This is a genomic window from Pseudomonas sp. HMSC076A11, from assembly GCF_001810205.1.
GTDB classification, from domain to species: Bacteria; Pseudomonadota; Gammaproteobacteria; order Pseudomonadales; family Pseudomonadaceae; genus Pseudomonas; species Pseudomonas aeruginosa.
Genome location: NZ_KV800316.1, coordinates 141547 through 156565, shown reverse-complemented (window position 1 = coordinate 156565; position 15019 = coordinate 141547). Strand labels below are relative to the sequence as shown.

Annotated in this window: 16 protein-coding genes; 12 read left to right on the top strand and 4 right to left on the bottom strand. The window is 66.3% G+C overall.

Annotated features, from left to right (window positions below):
- Nucleotides 1-54 precede the first annotated feature (54 nt).
- The 3 genes from HMPREF2716_RS22900 (at nt 55) to HMPREF2716_RS22890 (ending at nt 3221) form a co-directional block, all read left to right on the top strand.
- The gene (locus HMPREF2716_RS22900; RefSeq protein ID WP_003114807.1) at nt 55-1416 is read left to right on the top strand and encodes an alpha/beta fold hydrolase family protein; all 1362 of its coding nucleotides are present in this window, start codon (nt 55-57) and stop codon (nt 1414-1416) included.
- Between the two features lie 3 nt (nt 1417-1419).
- On the top strand, nt 1420-2223 hold the full coding sequence (locus HMPREF2716_RS22895; RefSeq protein ID WP_003114806.1) for an MlaA family lipoprotein: 804 nt from the start codon (nt 1420-1422) through the stop codon (nt 2221-2223).
- Between the two features lie 140 nt (nt 2224-2363).
- Nucleotides 2364-3221, top strand: coding sequence for a pirin family protein (locus HMPREF2716_RS22890; protein WP_003116397.1), 858 nt, complete (start codon nt 2364-2366; stop codon nt 3219-3221).
- Nucleotides 3222-3284: 63 nt separating this feature from the next.
- On the opposite strand, the gene HMPREF2716_RS22885 is transcribed toward HMPREF2716_RS22890, so the two are convergent.
- Together HMPREF2716_RS22885 and HMPREF2716_RS22880 are read right to left on the bottom strand one after the other, a co-directional pair.
- On the bottom strand, nt 3285-4454 hold the full coding sequence (locus HMPREF2716_RS22885) for a patatin-like phospholipase family protein (RefSeq protein ID WP_003091575.1): 1170 nt from the start codon (nt 4452-4454) through the stop codon (nt 3285-3287).
- Nucleotides 4455-4521: 67 nt separating this feature from the next.
- Complete coding sequence (locus HMPREF2716_RS22880) at nt 4522-5460, bottom strand: lipid A biosynthesis lauroyl acyltransferase (RefSeq protein ID WP_023517840.1); 939 nt, start codon at nt 5458-5460, stop codon at nt 4522-4524.
- Between the two features lie 159 nt (nt 5461-5619).
- Between HMPREF2716_RS22880 and minC the strand changes: the two genes are divergently transcribed.
- The 5 genes from minC to HMPREF2716_RS22855 all read left to right on the top strand — a co-directional run bounded on the left by minC (nt 5620) and on the right by HMPREF2716_RS22855 (nt 9736).
- A complete protein-coding gene (gene minC, locus HMPREF2716_RS22875) occupies nt 5620-6411 on the top strand; it encodes a septum site-determining protein MinC (protein ID WP_003114802.1) in 792 nt (263 codons plus the stop codon).
- A 61-nt stretch (nt 6412-6472) separates the two neighbouring features.
- Entirely contained in the window at nt 6473-7288 is an 816-nt protein-coding gene (gene minD, locus HMPREF2716_RS22870; protein WP_003091579.1) for a septum site-determining protein MinD, read from the top strand.
- A complete protein-coding gene (gene minE, locus HMPREF2716_RS22865; protein ID WP_003091581.1) occupies nt 7285-7539 on the top strand; it encodes a cell division topological specificity factor MinE in 255 nt (84 codons plus the stop codon). Before minD ends, minE begins: the two co-directional genes overlap by 4 nt.
- 103 nt (nt 7540-7642) lie before the next feature.
- Complete coding sequence (locus tag HMPREF2716_RS22860) at nt 7643-8278, top strand: RluA family pseudouridine synthase (RefSeq protein ID WP_003114801.1); 636 nt, start codon at nt 7643-7645, stop codon at nt 8276-8278.
- 168 nt (nt 8279-8446) lie between these two features.
- Nucleotides 8447-9736 carry a M18 family aminopeptidase gene (locus tag HMPREF2716_RS22855; RefSeq protein WP_070622019.1) on the top strand — a complete coding sequence of 430 codons (1290 nt, stop codon included), beginning with the start codon at nt 8447-8449 and terminating at the stop codon, nt 9734-9736.
- Nucleotides 9737-9778: 42 nt separating this feature from the next.
- Here HMPREF2716_RS22855 and HMPREF2716_RS22850 read toward each other — a convergent pair whose 3' ends face one another.
- Together HMPREF2716_RS22850 and HMPREF2716_RS22845 are read right to left on the bottom strand one after the other, a co-directional pair.
- Complete coding sequence (locus HMPREF2716_RS22850) at nt 9779-10330, bottom strand: GNAT family N-acetyltransferase (RefSeq protein WP_003114799.1); 552 nt, start codon at nt 10328-10330, stop codon at nt 9779-9781.
- A gap of 65 nt (nt 10331-10395) precedes the next feature.
- Nucleotides 10396-11112, bottom strand: coding sequence for a UTRA domain-containing protein (locus HMPREF2716_RS22845; protein ID WP_003122232.1), 717 nt, complete (start codon nt 11110-11112; stop codon nt 10396-10398).
- A gap of 363 nt (nt 11113-11475) precedes the next feature.
- Between HMPREF2716_RS22845 and HMPREF2716_RS22840 the strand changes: the two genes are divergently transcribed.
- The 4 genes from HMPREF2716_RS22840 to HMPREF2716_RS22825 are packed head-to-tail and all read left to right on the top strand — an operon-like array spanning nt 11476 to nt 15018.
- Nucleotides 11476-12534 (top strand): ABC transporter substrate-binding protein, encoded by a 1059-nt coding sequence (locus HMPREF2716_RS22840; RefSeq protein WP_023517841.1) that lies wholly within the window; start codon nt 11476-11478, stop codon nt 12532-12534.
- 54 nt (nt 12535-12588) lie between these two features.
- Entirely contained in the window at nt 12589-13398 is an 810-nt protein-coding gene (locus HMPREF2716_RS22835; protein ID WP_023120349.1) for an alkaline phosphatase family protein, read from the top strand.
- Nucleotides 13395-14234: an ABC transporter permease gene (locus tag HMPREF2716_RS22830; protein ID WP_003091588.1), complete on the top strand. Its 840-nt coding sequence runs from the start codon at nt 13395-13397 to the stop codon at nt 14232-14234. The genes HMPREF2716_RS22835 and HMPREF2716_RS22830 overlap by 4 nt, the downstream gene beginning before the upstream one ends.
- Nucleotides 14221-15018, top strand: coding sequence for an ABC transporter permease (locus HMPREF2716_RS22825; RefSeq protein ID WP_003091589.1), 798 nt, complete (start codon nt 14221-14223; stop codon nt 15016-15018). The genes HMPREF2716_RS22830 and HMPREF2716_RS22825 overlap by 14 nt, the downstream gene beginning before the upstream one ends.
- Nucleotide 15019: the final 1 nt, after the last annotated feature.

The following is a 15019-nucleotide window of genomic DNA, read 5'->3' as shown; positions in this document are numbered from 1 at the left end:
TGTCATAGCGGCAGTATATTCACTCAGTACTTTTCCCTCGAAGGGATTCCCCCGATGCCCCACTTCCTCCGTTTCGCTGCCCTGCTCGGCGGCCTCGCCCTCGGTTGTGCCAATCTGGCGCAGGCCCGGGACGTGGACGCCGCGAGCTACGGCTATCCACTGACCAACCCGTTCGAGGCGACCATCGCCACCACGCCGCCGGAACTGCGTCCCGAGCTTCCGCACAGCGAGGACATCGACCAGAAGGACTACAGCCTGAAATTGCGCCCGGAGCGCGAGTTCGCCCTGCCGGACAACTTCTGGCCGGTGAAGAAGCTGCGCTACCGCCTGGCCCGCCAGGATCATGCGGCGCCGCTGATCTTCATCATTGCCGGGACTGGCGCCCACTACGCCAGCAGCTTCCCGGAATACCTGAAGAAGCTCTTCTACCAGGCCGGCTACCACGTGGTGCAGTTGTCCTCGCCGACCAGTTGGGACTTCATGGCCAGCGCCTCGCGCTTCGCCACACCGGGCTTTTCCAGCGACGACGCCGATGACCTGTACCGGGTGATGCAGGCGGTGCGCGCGCAGCAGCGCGACCTGCCGGTGACCGACTATTACCTCACCGGCTATAGCCTGGGGGCGCTGAACGCCGCGTTCGTCAGCCACCTCGACGAAAGCCGCCGGAGCTTCAACTTCAAGAAAGTGCTGCTGCTCAACCCACCGGTGAACCTCTACACCTCGGTGAGCAACCTCGACAAACTGGTGGAAACCCAGGTCAAGGGCATCACTGACTCGCGCACCTTCTACGAGGTGGTGCTGAGCAAGCTGACCCGCTACTTCCGGCAGAAAGGCTACGTCGACATCAACGACGCCATGCTCTACGACTTCCAGCAGTCGAAGCAACGCCTGAGCAACGAAGAAATGGCCATGCTGATCGGCACCTCGTTCCGCTTCTCCGCCGCCGACATCGCCTTCACCTCGGACCTGGTCAACCGTCGCGGCCTGATCACCCCGCCGAACTACCCGATCAACGAAGGCACCAGCCTGGAGCCCTTCTTCAAGCGCGCGCTACAGTGCGACTTCGAGTGCTACATGACCGAGCAACTGATCCCGATGTGGCGAGCCCGTTACGACGGCGGCAGCCTGACCCAACTGGTCAACCAGGTCAGCCTCTACAAGCTGCAGGACTATCTGCACGACAGCCCGAAGATCGCCGTGATGCACAACGCCGACGACGTCATCCTCGGCCCGGGCGACCTCGGCTTCCTCCGCCGGACCTTCGGCGAACGCCTGACCGTCTATCCCTATGGCGGTCACTGCGGCAACCTCAACTACAAGGTCAACGCGCAGGACATGCTGGACTTCTTCGCCACGCCCGCTGCCGGACAGACCCAGGTCGCCAGCGCGGCCCTCACCCAGCAGGCAGGAAACTGATCGATGAGCCGAACCGCACACTGGATGTTCGCCCTTCTGCTGAGCGCTGCCGCCAGCGCCCAGGCCGACGAGGCCGCCGCGCCGGCCGAACTGCCGCCACGCCAGCTCGACGGCGACGGTTTCAGCCGTCCACTGGACCAACTCAAGTTCAATCCCGGCCTGGATCAACGCGAATTCGAGCGCGCCACCCTCGACGCACTGAACATGTACGATCCCTGGGAATCCTGGAACCGCCGGGTCTACCACTTCAACTATCGCTTCGACGAGTGGGTGTTCCTGCCCGTGGTACGAGGCTACGAATACGTCACCCCGCACTTCGTCCGCAGCGGCGTGAGCAATTTCTTCGACAACCTCGGCGACGTGCCCAATCTGCTGAACAACCTCGCCCAATTGAAGGGCAAGGCGGCGATGGAAACCACCGCGCGGCTGCTGTTCAACACCACCTTCGGTGTGCTCGGCCTGTGGGACCCTGCGACCAGGATGGGCCTGCACAAGCGCAGCGAGGATTTCGGCCAGACCCTCGGCTTCTACGGCGTGGGCAGCGGCCCCTACCTGGTGCTGCCGATCCTCGGCCCGTCCAACCTGCGCGACACCGGCGGACTGGTGGTGGACTACGTCGGCGAATACCAGGTGAACTACCTCAACGTTCCCCAGGCCAGCGGCGACCACCCGGAGATCACCGCCCTGCGCGTGGTGGACAAGCGCTACAACACCAGCTTCCGCTACGGCCAGATGAACTCGCCGTTCGAGTACGAGAAACTGCGCTACATCTATACCGAGGCGCGCAAGCTGCAGATCGCCGAGTAAGACGAAGAACCGCCGCCCTGGTGCGGCGGTTTCTTTTTCTCAAAACAATCCAATAACTCGATAGGAATCACACAAAACTCGCATCCATATATCGAGCACAGAGGACTATCATCGAGCCATACACGAACCAGGAGGTTCCCATGACCCGCTACCGTGATGTCCTCGAACTGCATACCGGCCACCCCGCCTCCGATGGCGCCGGCGTCCGCCTGACCCGCGTGATCGGCGGCCCTTCCCCGGAACGCTTCGACCCGTTCCTGATGCTCGACCAGTTCGATACCCAGAACCCGGACGACTATGTCGCCGGTTTCCCTTCGCACCCGCACCGCGGCTTCGAGACCGTGACCTACATGCTCGAAGGGCGTATGCGCCACGAAGACCACCTCGGCAATCGCGGCCTGCTCAAGCCCGGCGGCGTACAGTGGATGACCGCCGCCCACGGCATCATCCACAGCGAGATGCCGGAACAGGTGGAAGGCGCGATGCGTGGCTTCCAGCTGTGGGTCAACCTGCCGGCGAAGAACAAGCTGGCCCCGGCCGGCTATCGCGATATCGAGCCGGAAGACGTGCCGCGCCTGGAAACCGCCGGAGGCGTGAAGGTCACGGTGATCGCCGGTCGCTTCGACGACGGCCAGGCGCAGCAGATCGGCGCCGTGGAAAGGCCGGACACCGAGCCGCACTACTACGACCTGCAACTGCCTGCCGGCGGCCGCATCGCCCCGCGCCTGCCGGACGGCCATCGCGTGCTGCTGTACGTCTACGAAGGCAGCCTGACGGTGGAAGGCGAACGCCCGGTGGAAATCGCCACCAATCGCCTGGCTCGGCTGTCCGAAGAAGGGGAACTGAGCCTGCGCAGCGAAGCCGGCGCCCGGGTACTGGTGCTCGCCGGCAAGCCGTTGCGCGAGCCGATCGTCCAGTACGGTCCGTTCGTGATGAACAGCCGCGAGGAAATCGAGCAGGCGCTACGCGACTATCGCGACGGTGTCCTGGCCGTCTGAGCCGTGCGCGAGCCGCCCTTCGGGGCGGTTTTTTCCTTCCGCCTGTCCCGTCCTGAATAAGGTTTACCGCTCTATCCGCAGGAAGCGCTCCAGTTCCGCCCGCTTGCCCATCGCATCGTGGTAGCCCAGTTCGATCAGTTCGCTGCAATAGCCGCGCTCGAACAACAGGTAGCTCAATACCCCCGCCCCGCTGGCGCGGGTCGCTCCGGGACCGCGCAGGAAAAGCCGCAGCACCCGCGACAGCTCCCGGTAGTGCCGCGCGGCGATCTCGTCCAGCGGCCGGCTCGGCGACACCAGCAATACCTCCACCGGCTCCAGCCCACCCGCCTGGCGGCGCACCTCCGGCGCCACCAACTGGCCGATCTGGTTCATCCGCTGCAACTGCTCGATGTCGCCTTCCAGGCTGTCGATGAAGGTGCTGTTCAACAGGTGGGCGCCGATCTGCGCCAGGCTCGGCGGTCGGTCGGACGGCGGCAGGCCGGTCATGGCACTGTCGCCACCGGTGGCCGGGTTGCCGCTGACGCCGATCACCAGCACCCGCGTGGCGCCCAGGTGCAACGCCGGGCTGATGGGCGCCTGGGAACGCACCGCGCCGTCGCCGAAGTATTCGCGGTTGATCCGCACCGGCGGGAACAGCAGCGGGATCGCCGCGCTGGCCAGCAGGTGCCGAAGCTCCAGGCGGGTGGGAATGCCCAGGCGCCGATGGCGTACCCAGGGATCGATGGTCGCGCGCCCCTGGTAGAAGGTCACCGCCTGCCCCGACTCGTAGCCGAACGCGGTCACCGCCACCGCGCGCAACTGGCGCTGGCGCACCGCCGCATGAATCCCGGAAAAATCCAGCTCACGTGCCAGCAGCTCATGCAACGGCCGGTTGTCCAGCAACGCCACCGGCACCCGCCGCCCCAGGCCGAGCAGGCTATGGCCGAGGAAGCGCGAGGCCTGGCGGGTCACGCCCGGCCAGTCGCTGCGATAGACATGTTCGGTGCGGAATCCCTGCCAGACCGCGGTCAGGCGCTGGATCGCCTGGCGGAATTGCAGGGCGCCGCAAGCCAGGCCAACGGCGTTGATGGCGCCGGCGGAGGTACCGACGATGACCGGGAAAGGATTGCCGGCGCTGTCCGGCAGCAGGTCGGCGATGGCGGCCAGGACACCGACCTGGTAGGCCGCGCGGGCGCCGCCCCCGGAAAGGATCAGGCCGGTGAGCGGCGGACGTGGGGCAAGGGGATCGGACACAGCGGGGCTTCCGTCATGAACTGCGGCGAGTATAGCCAGACCCCGCGCGCGTCCGGAATGCCCGTCCTCAGCGCTTGCGCCGTTTCGGATAGAGCTTGGCTTCGCCTGGCGGGCGGGTCTTGAAACGCCGGTGCGCCCATAGGTACTGCTCGGGCTGCTGGCGCACGCAACGCTCGACCCACTGGTTGATCCGCAGGCAATCGGCTTCCTCGCTCTCGCCGGGGAAGTCCTCCAGCGGCGGGTGGATGGTCAGGCGATAACCGCTGCCATCGGCCAGGCGGCTCTGGGTGAACGGCAACACCCGCGCCCGGCCCAGGCGGGCGAACTTGGTAGTGGCGGTGACGGTGGCCGCCGGGATGCCGAACAGCGGCACGAACAGGCTCTGCTTGGCGCCGTAGTCCTGGTCCGGTGCGTACCAGATGGCGCGGCCGCCACGCAGCACCTTGAGCATCGAGCGCACGTCCTCGCGCTCGATGGCGGTGGCATCGAGGTTGTGCCGCTCGCGGCCACGGCGCTGGATGTAGTCGAACACCGGGTTGTCGTGCTCACGGTACATGCCGTCGATGGTGTGCACCTGGCCGAGCAGCGCCGCGCCGATCTCCAGGGTGGTGAAATGCAGGGCCATGAGGATCACCCCCTCGCCCTTGGCCTGGGCCTCGCGCAGATGCTCCAGGCCTTCTATATGGGCAAGACGGGCCAGGCGCGCCTTCGGCCACCACCAGCTCATGGCCATCTCGAAGAAGGCGATGCCGCTGGAGGCGAAGTTCTCCTTCAGCAGACGCTCGCGGTCGGCGGGCGACTTTTCCGGAAAGCACAGTTCGAGGTTGCGCGCGGCAATCTCGCGGCGCGAGCCGACCAAGCGGTACATCAGCGCCCCCAGGCCACGGCCGAGCATCAGCAGGACGGGATACGGCAACTGCACCACCAGCCAGAGCAGCCCCAGGCCGAACCAGAGCGGCCAGTAGCGGGGATGGAGGAAAGCGCTGGAGAAACGGGGGCGATCCATGGACGGTTCCGACGACGATCAAAGCCCGCCATTCTACCCTGCCCGCCGTCCCGGCGGGACGCCGCGTTGCCGATCGATGCCGCCCCGGCTATCTGCCACGCTTGCGGGCATCCGGCGTTCTCGTTATAAGTCCCTGCAATTCAACGACCGATAAGCCCCATGAGCCAAGCCGACCTCCTCGATCAAGACCCCGTATTCCAGCTCAAGGGCAGCATGCTCGCGGTGACCATCCTCGAACTGGCGCACAACGACCTGGCGAGGCTCGAACGGCAACTCGCCGACAAGGTGGCGCAAGCGCCCAACTTCTTCCGCGACACCCCCCTGGTCATGGCCCTCGACAAGCTGCCCGAAGGCGAAGGCCGCCTTGACCTGCCGGCGCTCCTCGAGGTCTGTCGCCGCCACGGCCTGCGCACCCTGGCGATCCGCGCCGGGCGCGAGGAGGACATCGCCGCCGCCCAGGCCCTGGACCTGCCGGTGCTGCCGCCCTCGGGCGCCCGCGAACGACCGCTGGACATCAAGGACAGCGCCCCGCGCAAGCCTGCCGAAGAGCCCAGCCCGAGCGCCGGTGAAGCCAGGCCCGAGCCGGCCAAGGCGGAAGAGAAGCCCGCCGAGCCCGTCAGCCGTCCGACCAAGGTGGTGAAGACCCCGGTGCGCGGCGGCATGCAGATCTACGCCGCCGGCGGCGACCTGATCGTGCTGGCCGCGGTCAGTCCCGGCGCGGAACTTCTCGCCGACGGAAACATCCATGTGTACGGCCCGATGCGCGGACGCGCACTGGCCGGCGTGAAAGGCGACGCCACGGCGCGAATCTTCTGCCAGCAGCTGGCCGCCGAACTGGTCTCCATCGCCGGTAACTACAAGGTCGCGGAGGACCTGCGACGCAGCCCGCAGTGGGGCAAGGCAGTGCACGTCAGCCTGTCGGGTGACGTGTTGAACATCACCCGCCTTTAACGGATACTGCCGCCACTTTCAGGGACCAGAATTCTTACGTTTTTCATTGGGGTGAATCACCTTGGCCAAAATTCTCGTAGTCACTTCCGGTAAGGGTGGCGTCGGTAAAACCACCACCAGCGCAGCTATCGGCACCGGCCTGGCCTTGCGCGGTTTCAAGACCGTCATCGTCGACTTCGACGTCGGCCTGCGTAACCTCGACCTGATCATGGGCTGCGAACGCCGCGTGGTGTACGACTTCGTCAACGTCGTCAACGGCGAGGCCACCCTCACCCAGGCCCTGATCAAGGACAAGCGCCTCGAAAACCTGCATGTCCTGGCCGCCAGCCAGACCCGCGACAAGGACGCCCTGACCAAGGAAGGCGTCGAGAAAGTCATGGCCGAACTGCGCAAGGATTTCGAATACATCATCTGCGACTCCCCGGCGGGCATCGAGAAAGGCGCCCACCTGGCCATGTACTTCGCCGACGAAGCGATCGTCGTGACCAACCCCGAGGTTTCCTCGGTACGCGACTCCGACCGCATGCTCGGCCTGCTGGCAAGCAAGTCGCAGCGCGCCGAGAAAGGCGAGGAGCCGATCAAGGAACACCTGCTGCTGACCCGCTACAACCCGGAGCGCGTCACCAAGGGCGAGATGCTCGGCGTCGACGACGTCGAGGAGATCCTCGCCATCCGCCTGCTCGGGGTGATCCCGGAATCCCAGGCCGTGCTCAAGGCGTCGAACCAGGGCGTGCCGGTGATCCTCGACGAGCAGAGCGACGCCGGCCAGGCGTACAGCGATGCGGTCGACCGCCTGCTCGGCAAGGAAATACCGCATCGATTCCTCGATGTGCAGAAGAAAGGATTCCTGCAAAGACTGTTCGGAGGACGTGAATGAGCCTTTTAGACTTCTTTCGCAGTCGGAAATCGCAGAACAGCGCTTCCATCGCGAAAGAACGACTGCAGATCATCGTTGCCCACGAACGTGGCCAGCGCGCACAGCCGGATTATCTGCCCCAGTTGCAGAAAGACCTGCTGGAAGTGATCCGCAAGTACGTACCGATCGACCAGGAGCAGATCCAGGTGGAACTGGAGAACCAGGGCAACTGCTCGATCCTGGAACTCAACATCACCCTGCCGGATCGTTGATTCGCCCAGGGTCCATACTGCGGCGGCCATTGGCCGCCGCAGTCGTTTCACCGAGCCTGCCCGCCAGGCTCCCTGCCGCCTCCCGGCGATGAGCCCGTTCGCTATGCCGCTGTCCCAGATCCGAATCGTTCATCAGGATGACGCCCTGCTGGTGGTCGACAAGCCCACCCTGCTGCTGTCGGTGCCCGGCCGCGCCGATGACAACAAGGACTGCCTGGTCACCCGCCTGCAGGAAAACGGCTATCCCGAGGCCCGCATCGTCCACCGCCTGGACTGGGAAACCTCCGGCCTGATGGTGCTCGCCCGCGACGCCGACAGCCACCGCGAGCTGTCCCGCCAGTTCCACGACCGCGAGACCGAGAAAGCCTATACCGCCCTTTGCTGGGGCCTGCCGGAACTGGACAGCGGGCGCATCGAACTGCCGCTGCGCTACGACCCGCCGACCAAGCCGCGTCACGTGGTGGACTTCGAGCACGGCCGCCACGCCCTGACCTTCTGGCGCGTGATCGAGCGTCATGAACGCTGGAGCAGGGTCGAGCTGACGCCGATCACCGGCCGTTCGCACCAGTTGCGCGTGCACATGCTCTCCATCGGCCATCCGCTGCTCGGCGACCGCCTCTACGCCAACCCCGAAGCCCTCGCCGCCCACGAACGCCTGTGCCTGCACGCCAGCCTGCTGTGCCTGACCCATCCGCAGAGCGGCGAACGCCTGCGCTTCGAGTCGCCGGCGCCGTTCTGAGCCTTCCCCGCCGCGTCCCGGCCCGCCGGGACGCCGCCCGCCGATTTCCGGTACCCCGTCTTGCCATACAACGACCAGCTTCCGCTTTTTCTGGCCGGCCCCGCCGCCAACGACCTGAACCCCGTCGGACAATACGATAGACTGCATGGATTGCCGTCCGGAGCCACTATGCGCGCAGAACTCAACCAGGGCCTGATCGATTTCCTCAAGGCCTCGCCCACGCCTTTCCATGCCACCGCCAGCCTCGCCCGCCGCCTGGAAGCCGCCGGCTACCGCCGCCTCGACGAGCGCGACGCCTGGCACACCGAAACCGGCGGCCGCTACTACGTGACCCGTAACGACTCGTCGCTGATCGCCATCCGCCTGGGCCGTCGCTCGCCCCTGGAAAGCGGCTTCCGCCTGGTCGGCGCGCACACCGACAGCCCCTGCCTGCGGGTCAAGCCGAACCCGGAGATCGCTCGCAACGGCTTCCTCCAGCTCGGCGTCGAAGTCTATGGCGGCGCCCTCTTCGCCCCCTGGTTCGACCGCGACCTGTCACTGGCCGGGCGCGTCACCTTCCGCGCCAATGGCAAGCTGGAAAGCCGCCTGGTCGACTTCCGCAAGGCCATCGCGGTAATCCCCAACCTGGCCATCCATCTCAACCGCGCCGCCAACGAGGGTTGGCCGATCAACGCGCAGAACGAACTGCCGCCGATCATCGCCCAACTGGCGCCGGGCGAGGCCGCCGACTTCCGCCTGCTGCTCGACGAACAGCTGCTGCGCGAGCACGGCATCACCGCCGACGTGGTACTGGACTACGAGCTGTCGTTCTACGACACCCAGTCCGCCGCGGTGGTAGGTCTCAACGACGAGTTCATCGCCGGGGCGCGCCTGGACAACCTGCCGTCCTGCCACGCCGGCCTGGAAGCCCTGCTCAACGCCGAAGGCGACGAGAACTGCATCCTGGTCTGCACCGACCACGAGGAAGTCGGTTCCTGTTCGCATTGCGGCGCCGACGGTCCGTTCCTCGAACAGGTACTGCGCCGCCTGCTGCCGGAAGGTGACGCCTTCAGCCGGGCGATCCAGCGCTCGCTGCTGGTCTCGGCCGACAACGCCCATGGCGTACACCCGAACTACGCCGACAAGCACGACGCCAACCATGGCCCGGCGCTGAACGGCGGTCCGGTGATCAAGATCAACAGCAACCAGCGCTATGCCACCAACAGCGAAACCGCCGGCTTCTTCCGCCACCTCTGCCAGGACAGCGAAGTGCCGGTGCAGAGCTTCGTGACCCGCAGCGACATGGGATGCGGCTCGACCATCGGCCCGATCACCGCCAGCCAGGTCGGCGTGCGCACCGTCGACATAGGCCTGCCGACCTTCGCCATGCACTCGATTCGCGAGCTGGCCGGTAGCCATGACCTGGCGCACCTGGTCAAGGTGCTCGGCGCCTTCTACGCCAGCAGCGAGCTGCCCTGAGCGCCAGGCGCGCTCACGCCCCGGGCATTCGCCCGGGGCCACTCAGGCGTGCGCAGCGTGCCATTCGCTGCGCAACAGCGTGTAGATCGCATGGTCGTGGGCACGCCCGGCGATGATCTCGTTGGCCCGGATCACTCCGTCGCGCCGGAAGCCCTGGCGCTCGGCGGCGCGCTGGCTGCGCAGGTTCTCGGTGGAACAGCGGATCACCAGGCGCTGCCGGTCGTAGCCAAGGAAACCCAGCTCGATCGTCTTCCCCAACGCCCTGGCCAGCAGCCCGCGCCCTTGCGCGGACGCCGCCAGCCAGTAGCCGATGCTGGCGCTGCGACTGTCCTCGGTGAAGTCGTGCAGGTCGATGACGCCGACCAGGCATCCGGATTCTACGATCCCGCAGCGGCAGCTCCTGCGCTCCGCCCACAACCGCTGGCCTTCGCCAATGAAACGGCGGGTATCGTCCACGCTCTGCGTCAGCGGCACCCACGGCATCCAGGGCGCCAGGTGCTCGCTGTTGGCACGTACCAGGCGGAACAGCTCCTCCGCGCGCGGCTGGTCGAGCAGCTCCAGGTGCAGGTCGGACGAAATCGGCAGTATGAACATGCGAGGGCTCCTTTTCCCGGAGCCCCATCCTCGCAGAAGGTGCCGCAGGTCGTCGACGCGTGGCGTTACTGCGGTACCTCGACGCTGATATGGATGGCGTCGTGGCGCCAGAACTCCAGGTCGCAGTCGATCAGCCGATCACGCTGGTCGCGGTTGATCCGGCTGATACGCAGGGCCGGGCTGCCCACCGCCACCTTCAGCGGCGCCGCAGCCTCGGCATGCAGTGCCGTGGGCACCATGTCGAAACGCACCCGCCCATAGTGGATGCCGTACTCGCTGGCATAGAGTTCGGTCAGCGAGCGGGTCAGGTCGTGGCCGAGGATCCCGGGGAAGTACTGCGCGTTCAGGTAGTGCTCGACATACAGCACCAGCCGCCCGTCCACCCGCCGCGCCCGGCGGATCTGGTAGACGCTGGACAGCGCCGGCAGCTCCAGCAGCTCGCAGACCGCCGCGCTCGCCGGCATCTGCCGGGCCGACAGAACCTCGGTCGCCGGCACCCGGCCCTGTTCGCTGACCATCGCATGGAAGTGACTGCGGACCAGCGGGTTGTAGGCCAGCCGCTCGGGGGAGACGAACCAGCCACGGCGCTCCTCGCGGTAGATCAGGCCCTGCGACTCCAGTTGGATCAGCGCCTCGCGCAGGGTGATCCGGGTCGTCGCGAACAGCTCGCTGAGCTTGCGCTCGGCCGGCAGCTTGCCACCCGCCGGCAGCAGACCATGGCCGATCTGCTCGCTGAGCGCCCGGCAGATCGCCGTTACGGTGGGTAGCGCTTCGTCACGCATCGACAGCTTCCTTATTGGTCTAGTCCAGCCCCAACAAGGGGCATTTCCGCCGGCCCGCCCTGTGCCTCCGGCTCGTCCGATGCTAGGAAACCCAGATGACCGGGACGTGACAGCTACAAGACAACGGTCTTCCCGGAGGCGCCCGGCGCCCATGGAATCGAGGGCTTAAGTATGGTCTACGCTTCTGCGGATGCAAGCCGCGGCGATGCCAGGCGCGGCTAGCTGACATGAAACCGTCATCCAGCGGCTCTAGATTGGCCTGGGTCTTGCTGATCTAGACCACACCCGCGGCAGTCCCGCCCGAAGGAGCGTCGAGAACTCCCGAGGCTGCCCGACCGAACCTCTCGAACGAAGGAGCACCGAATGAAACGCATGCTTGCTTCATTGCTGGGAACCGCCATCGCCCTCGGCAGCGGCCTGGCGTTGGCCGCCGAAGCGGACCTGCAGGCGCTGGAACAGGCCGCGCGCAAGGAAGGCCAGGTCAACAGCGTCGGCATGCCCGACAGCTGGGCGAACTGGAAGGACACCTGGAAGGACCTTGAGAGCAAGTATGGGCTCAAGCACATGGATACCGACATGAGTTCGGCCCAGGAGCTGGCCAAGTTCAAGGCCGAGAAGGACAACGCCAGCGCCGACATCGGCGACGTCGGCGCCGCCTTCGGCCCCATCGCCGTGCAGCAGGGCGTCAGCCAGCCGTACAAGCCGAGCACCTGGGAACAGATCCCGGCCTGGGCCAAGGACCAGGACGGCCACTGGGCGCTCGCCTACACCGGGACCATCGCCTTCATCGTCAACAAACAACTGGTGAAGGACGTACCGCACAGCTGGGCCGACCTGCTGCAGGGCAAGTACAAGGTCACCATCGGCGACGTCAGCGCTGCCGCCCAGGCGGTCAATGGGGTGCTCGCCGCGGCCATCGCCAACGGCGGCGACGAGAAGAACATCAAGCCGGGCCTGGAGTTCTTCGGCAAGATCGCCAAGCAGGGCCGCCTGTCGCTGACCAACCCGGTGATCGCCACCCTGGAAAAGGGCGAGGTCGAAGTCGGCATCGTCTGGGACTTCAACGGCCTCAGCTACCGCCAGCAGATCGACCCGGAGCGCTTCGAGGTGCTGATCCCCTCGGACGGCTCGGTGATCTCCGGCTACACCACCATCATCAACAAGTACGCCAAGCACCCGAACGCCGCCAAGCTCGCCCGCGAGTACATCTTCAGCAACGCCGGACAGATCAACCTGGCCAAGGGCAACGCGCGACCGATCCGCGCCGAGAGCCTGACCCTGCCGGACGACGTGAAGGCCCAACTGCTACCCAACGAGCAGTACGCCAAGGCCCAGCCGATCAAGGACGCCAAGGCCTGGGAGGAAACCTCCAAGCGCCTGCCGCGGCAGTGGCAGGAAGCGGTGATCATCAACATGCAGTGACGCGGAGCGCGGCCGCCCTCCCCGGCGGCCGCCCCGCATCGACGGATACCCCGAATGCGCCACGACGTCATCCTCGTCCTGCTGGACGGCCTCAACCACAGCGTCGCCCGCGACTGCATGGGGCATCTCCAGGCCCTCTGCGGCGCCGGCCGCGGCCAGTCGTACCGCCTGGAATGCGAGTTGCCTTCGCTGTCCCGGCCGCTCTACGAATGCATCCTCACCGGAGTGCCGCCGATCGATAGCGGCATCCTGCACAACGACGTGGTCCGCCTGAGCCAGGAACAGAGCCTGTTCCACTACGCCCGCGCGGCCGGCCTGAGTACCGCGGCAGCGGCCTACCACTGGGTCAGCGAACTGTACAACCGCGCGCCGTTCGACCCGGCCCGCGACCGCCACACCGACGACAGCGCACTGCCGATCCAGCGCGGACACTTCTACTGGAGCGACCACTATCCGGACTCGCACCTGTTCGCCGACGCGGAAAGCCTGCGCCGCCGGCACGCACCGAACTTCATGCTGGTCCACTCGATGAACATCGACGACGCCGGGCACAGGCACGGCCTCGCCAGCCCCGCCTACCGCAACGCCGCGCGGCGCGCCGACGCACTGCTGTCGGAATACCTGCACCAGTGGCTGGCGGCCGGCTACCAGGTGGCGATCACCGCCGATCACGGAATGAACGAGGACCGCAGCCACGGCGGCATCCTCGAGGAGGAGCGCGAGGTGCCGCTGTTCGTCTTCGGCGACGCCTTCAGCCGCGACGACCTGACGCAACCGCTGCAGACCGACCTCTGCGGCACGCTCTGCGAAATCCTCGGCGCCGCCCACGACAAACCCGTCTGCCGGGAGCTGCTCGCCCCATGAAACGACTCTCCGGCAAATGGCTGGCGCTGCTGTTCCTGCTGCCCTTCGCGGCGTTCTTCGTGATTTTCCAGATAGCGCCGCTGGCCTGGGTCGCGCTGAACAGCCTGAAGGCCAGCGACGCCTGGAGCCTGGCCAACTACCTCGAGCTGTTCGGCTCGCCCTTCTACCGCCAGGCGATCCGCCACAGCCTGGAGATCGCCGGCTGGTCGAGCCTGCTCGGCCTGCTCATCGCGGTGCTCGGCAGCCATTCGCTGCGCCACGTCGACAGCCGCCTGCGCGACTTCGTCATGGCCTTCTCCAACATGACCAGCAACTTCGCCGGGGTACCGCTGGCGTTCGCCTTCATCATCCTGCTCGGCTTCAACGGCGCGCTGACCCTGTTGCTCAAGCAGGCCGGCTGGATCGACGACTTCAATCTCTACTCGAAGACCGGCCTGATAATCCTCTACACCTATTTCCAGATCCCCCTCGGGGTGATGCTGCTCTACCCGGCCTTCGACGCCCTGCGCGAGGACTGGCGCGAGTCCGCCGCGCTGCTCGGCGCCAACGGCTGGCAGTACTGGCGACACATCGGCATCCCGGTGCTGACCCCGGCGCTGCTGGGTACCTTCGTCATCCTCCTGGCCAACGCCCTCGGCGCCTACGCCACGGTGTACTCGCTGACCACCGGCAACTTCAACGTGATCCCGATCCGCATCGGCGCGCTGGTCGCCGGCGACGTGTTCCCCGACCCGAACATGGCCAGCGCCCTGGCCATGGTGCTGGTCGGCCTGATGACCCTGATCACCCTGGTCCACCAATGGCTGCTGCGCAGGAGCTACCATGTCGCGCGCTGATCGACGTCCTGCCGCGCTCTACCATCGCCTGGTGGTCTGCGCGCTGTTCCTGATCCTGGTCCTGCCGCTGGCGGCGACCCTGCTCTACTCGCTGGCCACCCAGTGGTCGGCGACCCTGCTGCCGGACGGCCTGACCCTGAAGTGGTACCTGACGCTGTGGAGCGACCAGCGCTTCCTGCTGGCCTTCGCCCGCTCGCTGCTGGTCTGCTTCGGCGCCCTGGCGTTCAGCGTGTTGCTGATCCTGCCGCTGATGTTCGTCATCCACTACCACTTCCCGCGCCTGGACGGCGTGATGAACGTGCTCATCCTGCTGCCCTTCGCGGTGCCGCCGATCGTCTCCTCGGTGGGCCTGCTGCAACTCTATGCCAGCGGGCCGCTGGAAATGATCGGCACGCCCTGGGTGCTGGTCGGCTGCTACTTCACCATCGCCCTGCCGTTCATGTACCGGGCGATCACCAACAACCTGCAGGCGATCAACCTGCGCGACCTGATGGACGCCGCCCACCTGCTCGGCGCCAGCACCTGGAAGGCGGCGCTGCTGGTCGTGCTGCCGAACCTGCGCAAGGGCGTGATGGTGGCCCTGCTGCTGTCGTTCTCCTTCCTCATCGGCGAATTCGTCTTCGCCAACCTGCTGGTCGGTACCCGCTACGAGACCCTGCAGGTGTTCCTCAACAACATGCGCAACAGCAGCGGCCACTACACCAGCGCAGTGGTGGTCTCCTACTTCGTGTTCGTCCTGGTCCTGACCTGGGCGGCCAATCGACTGAACAAGGACAAGGCCTGAT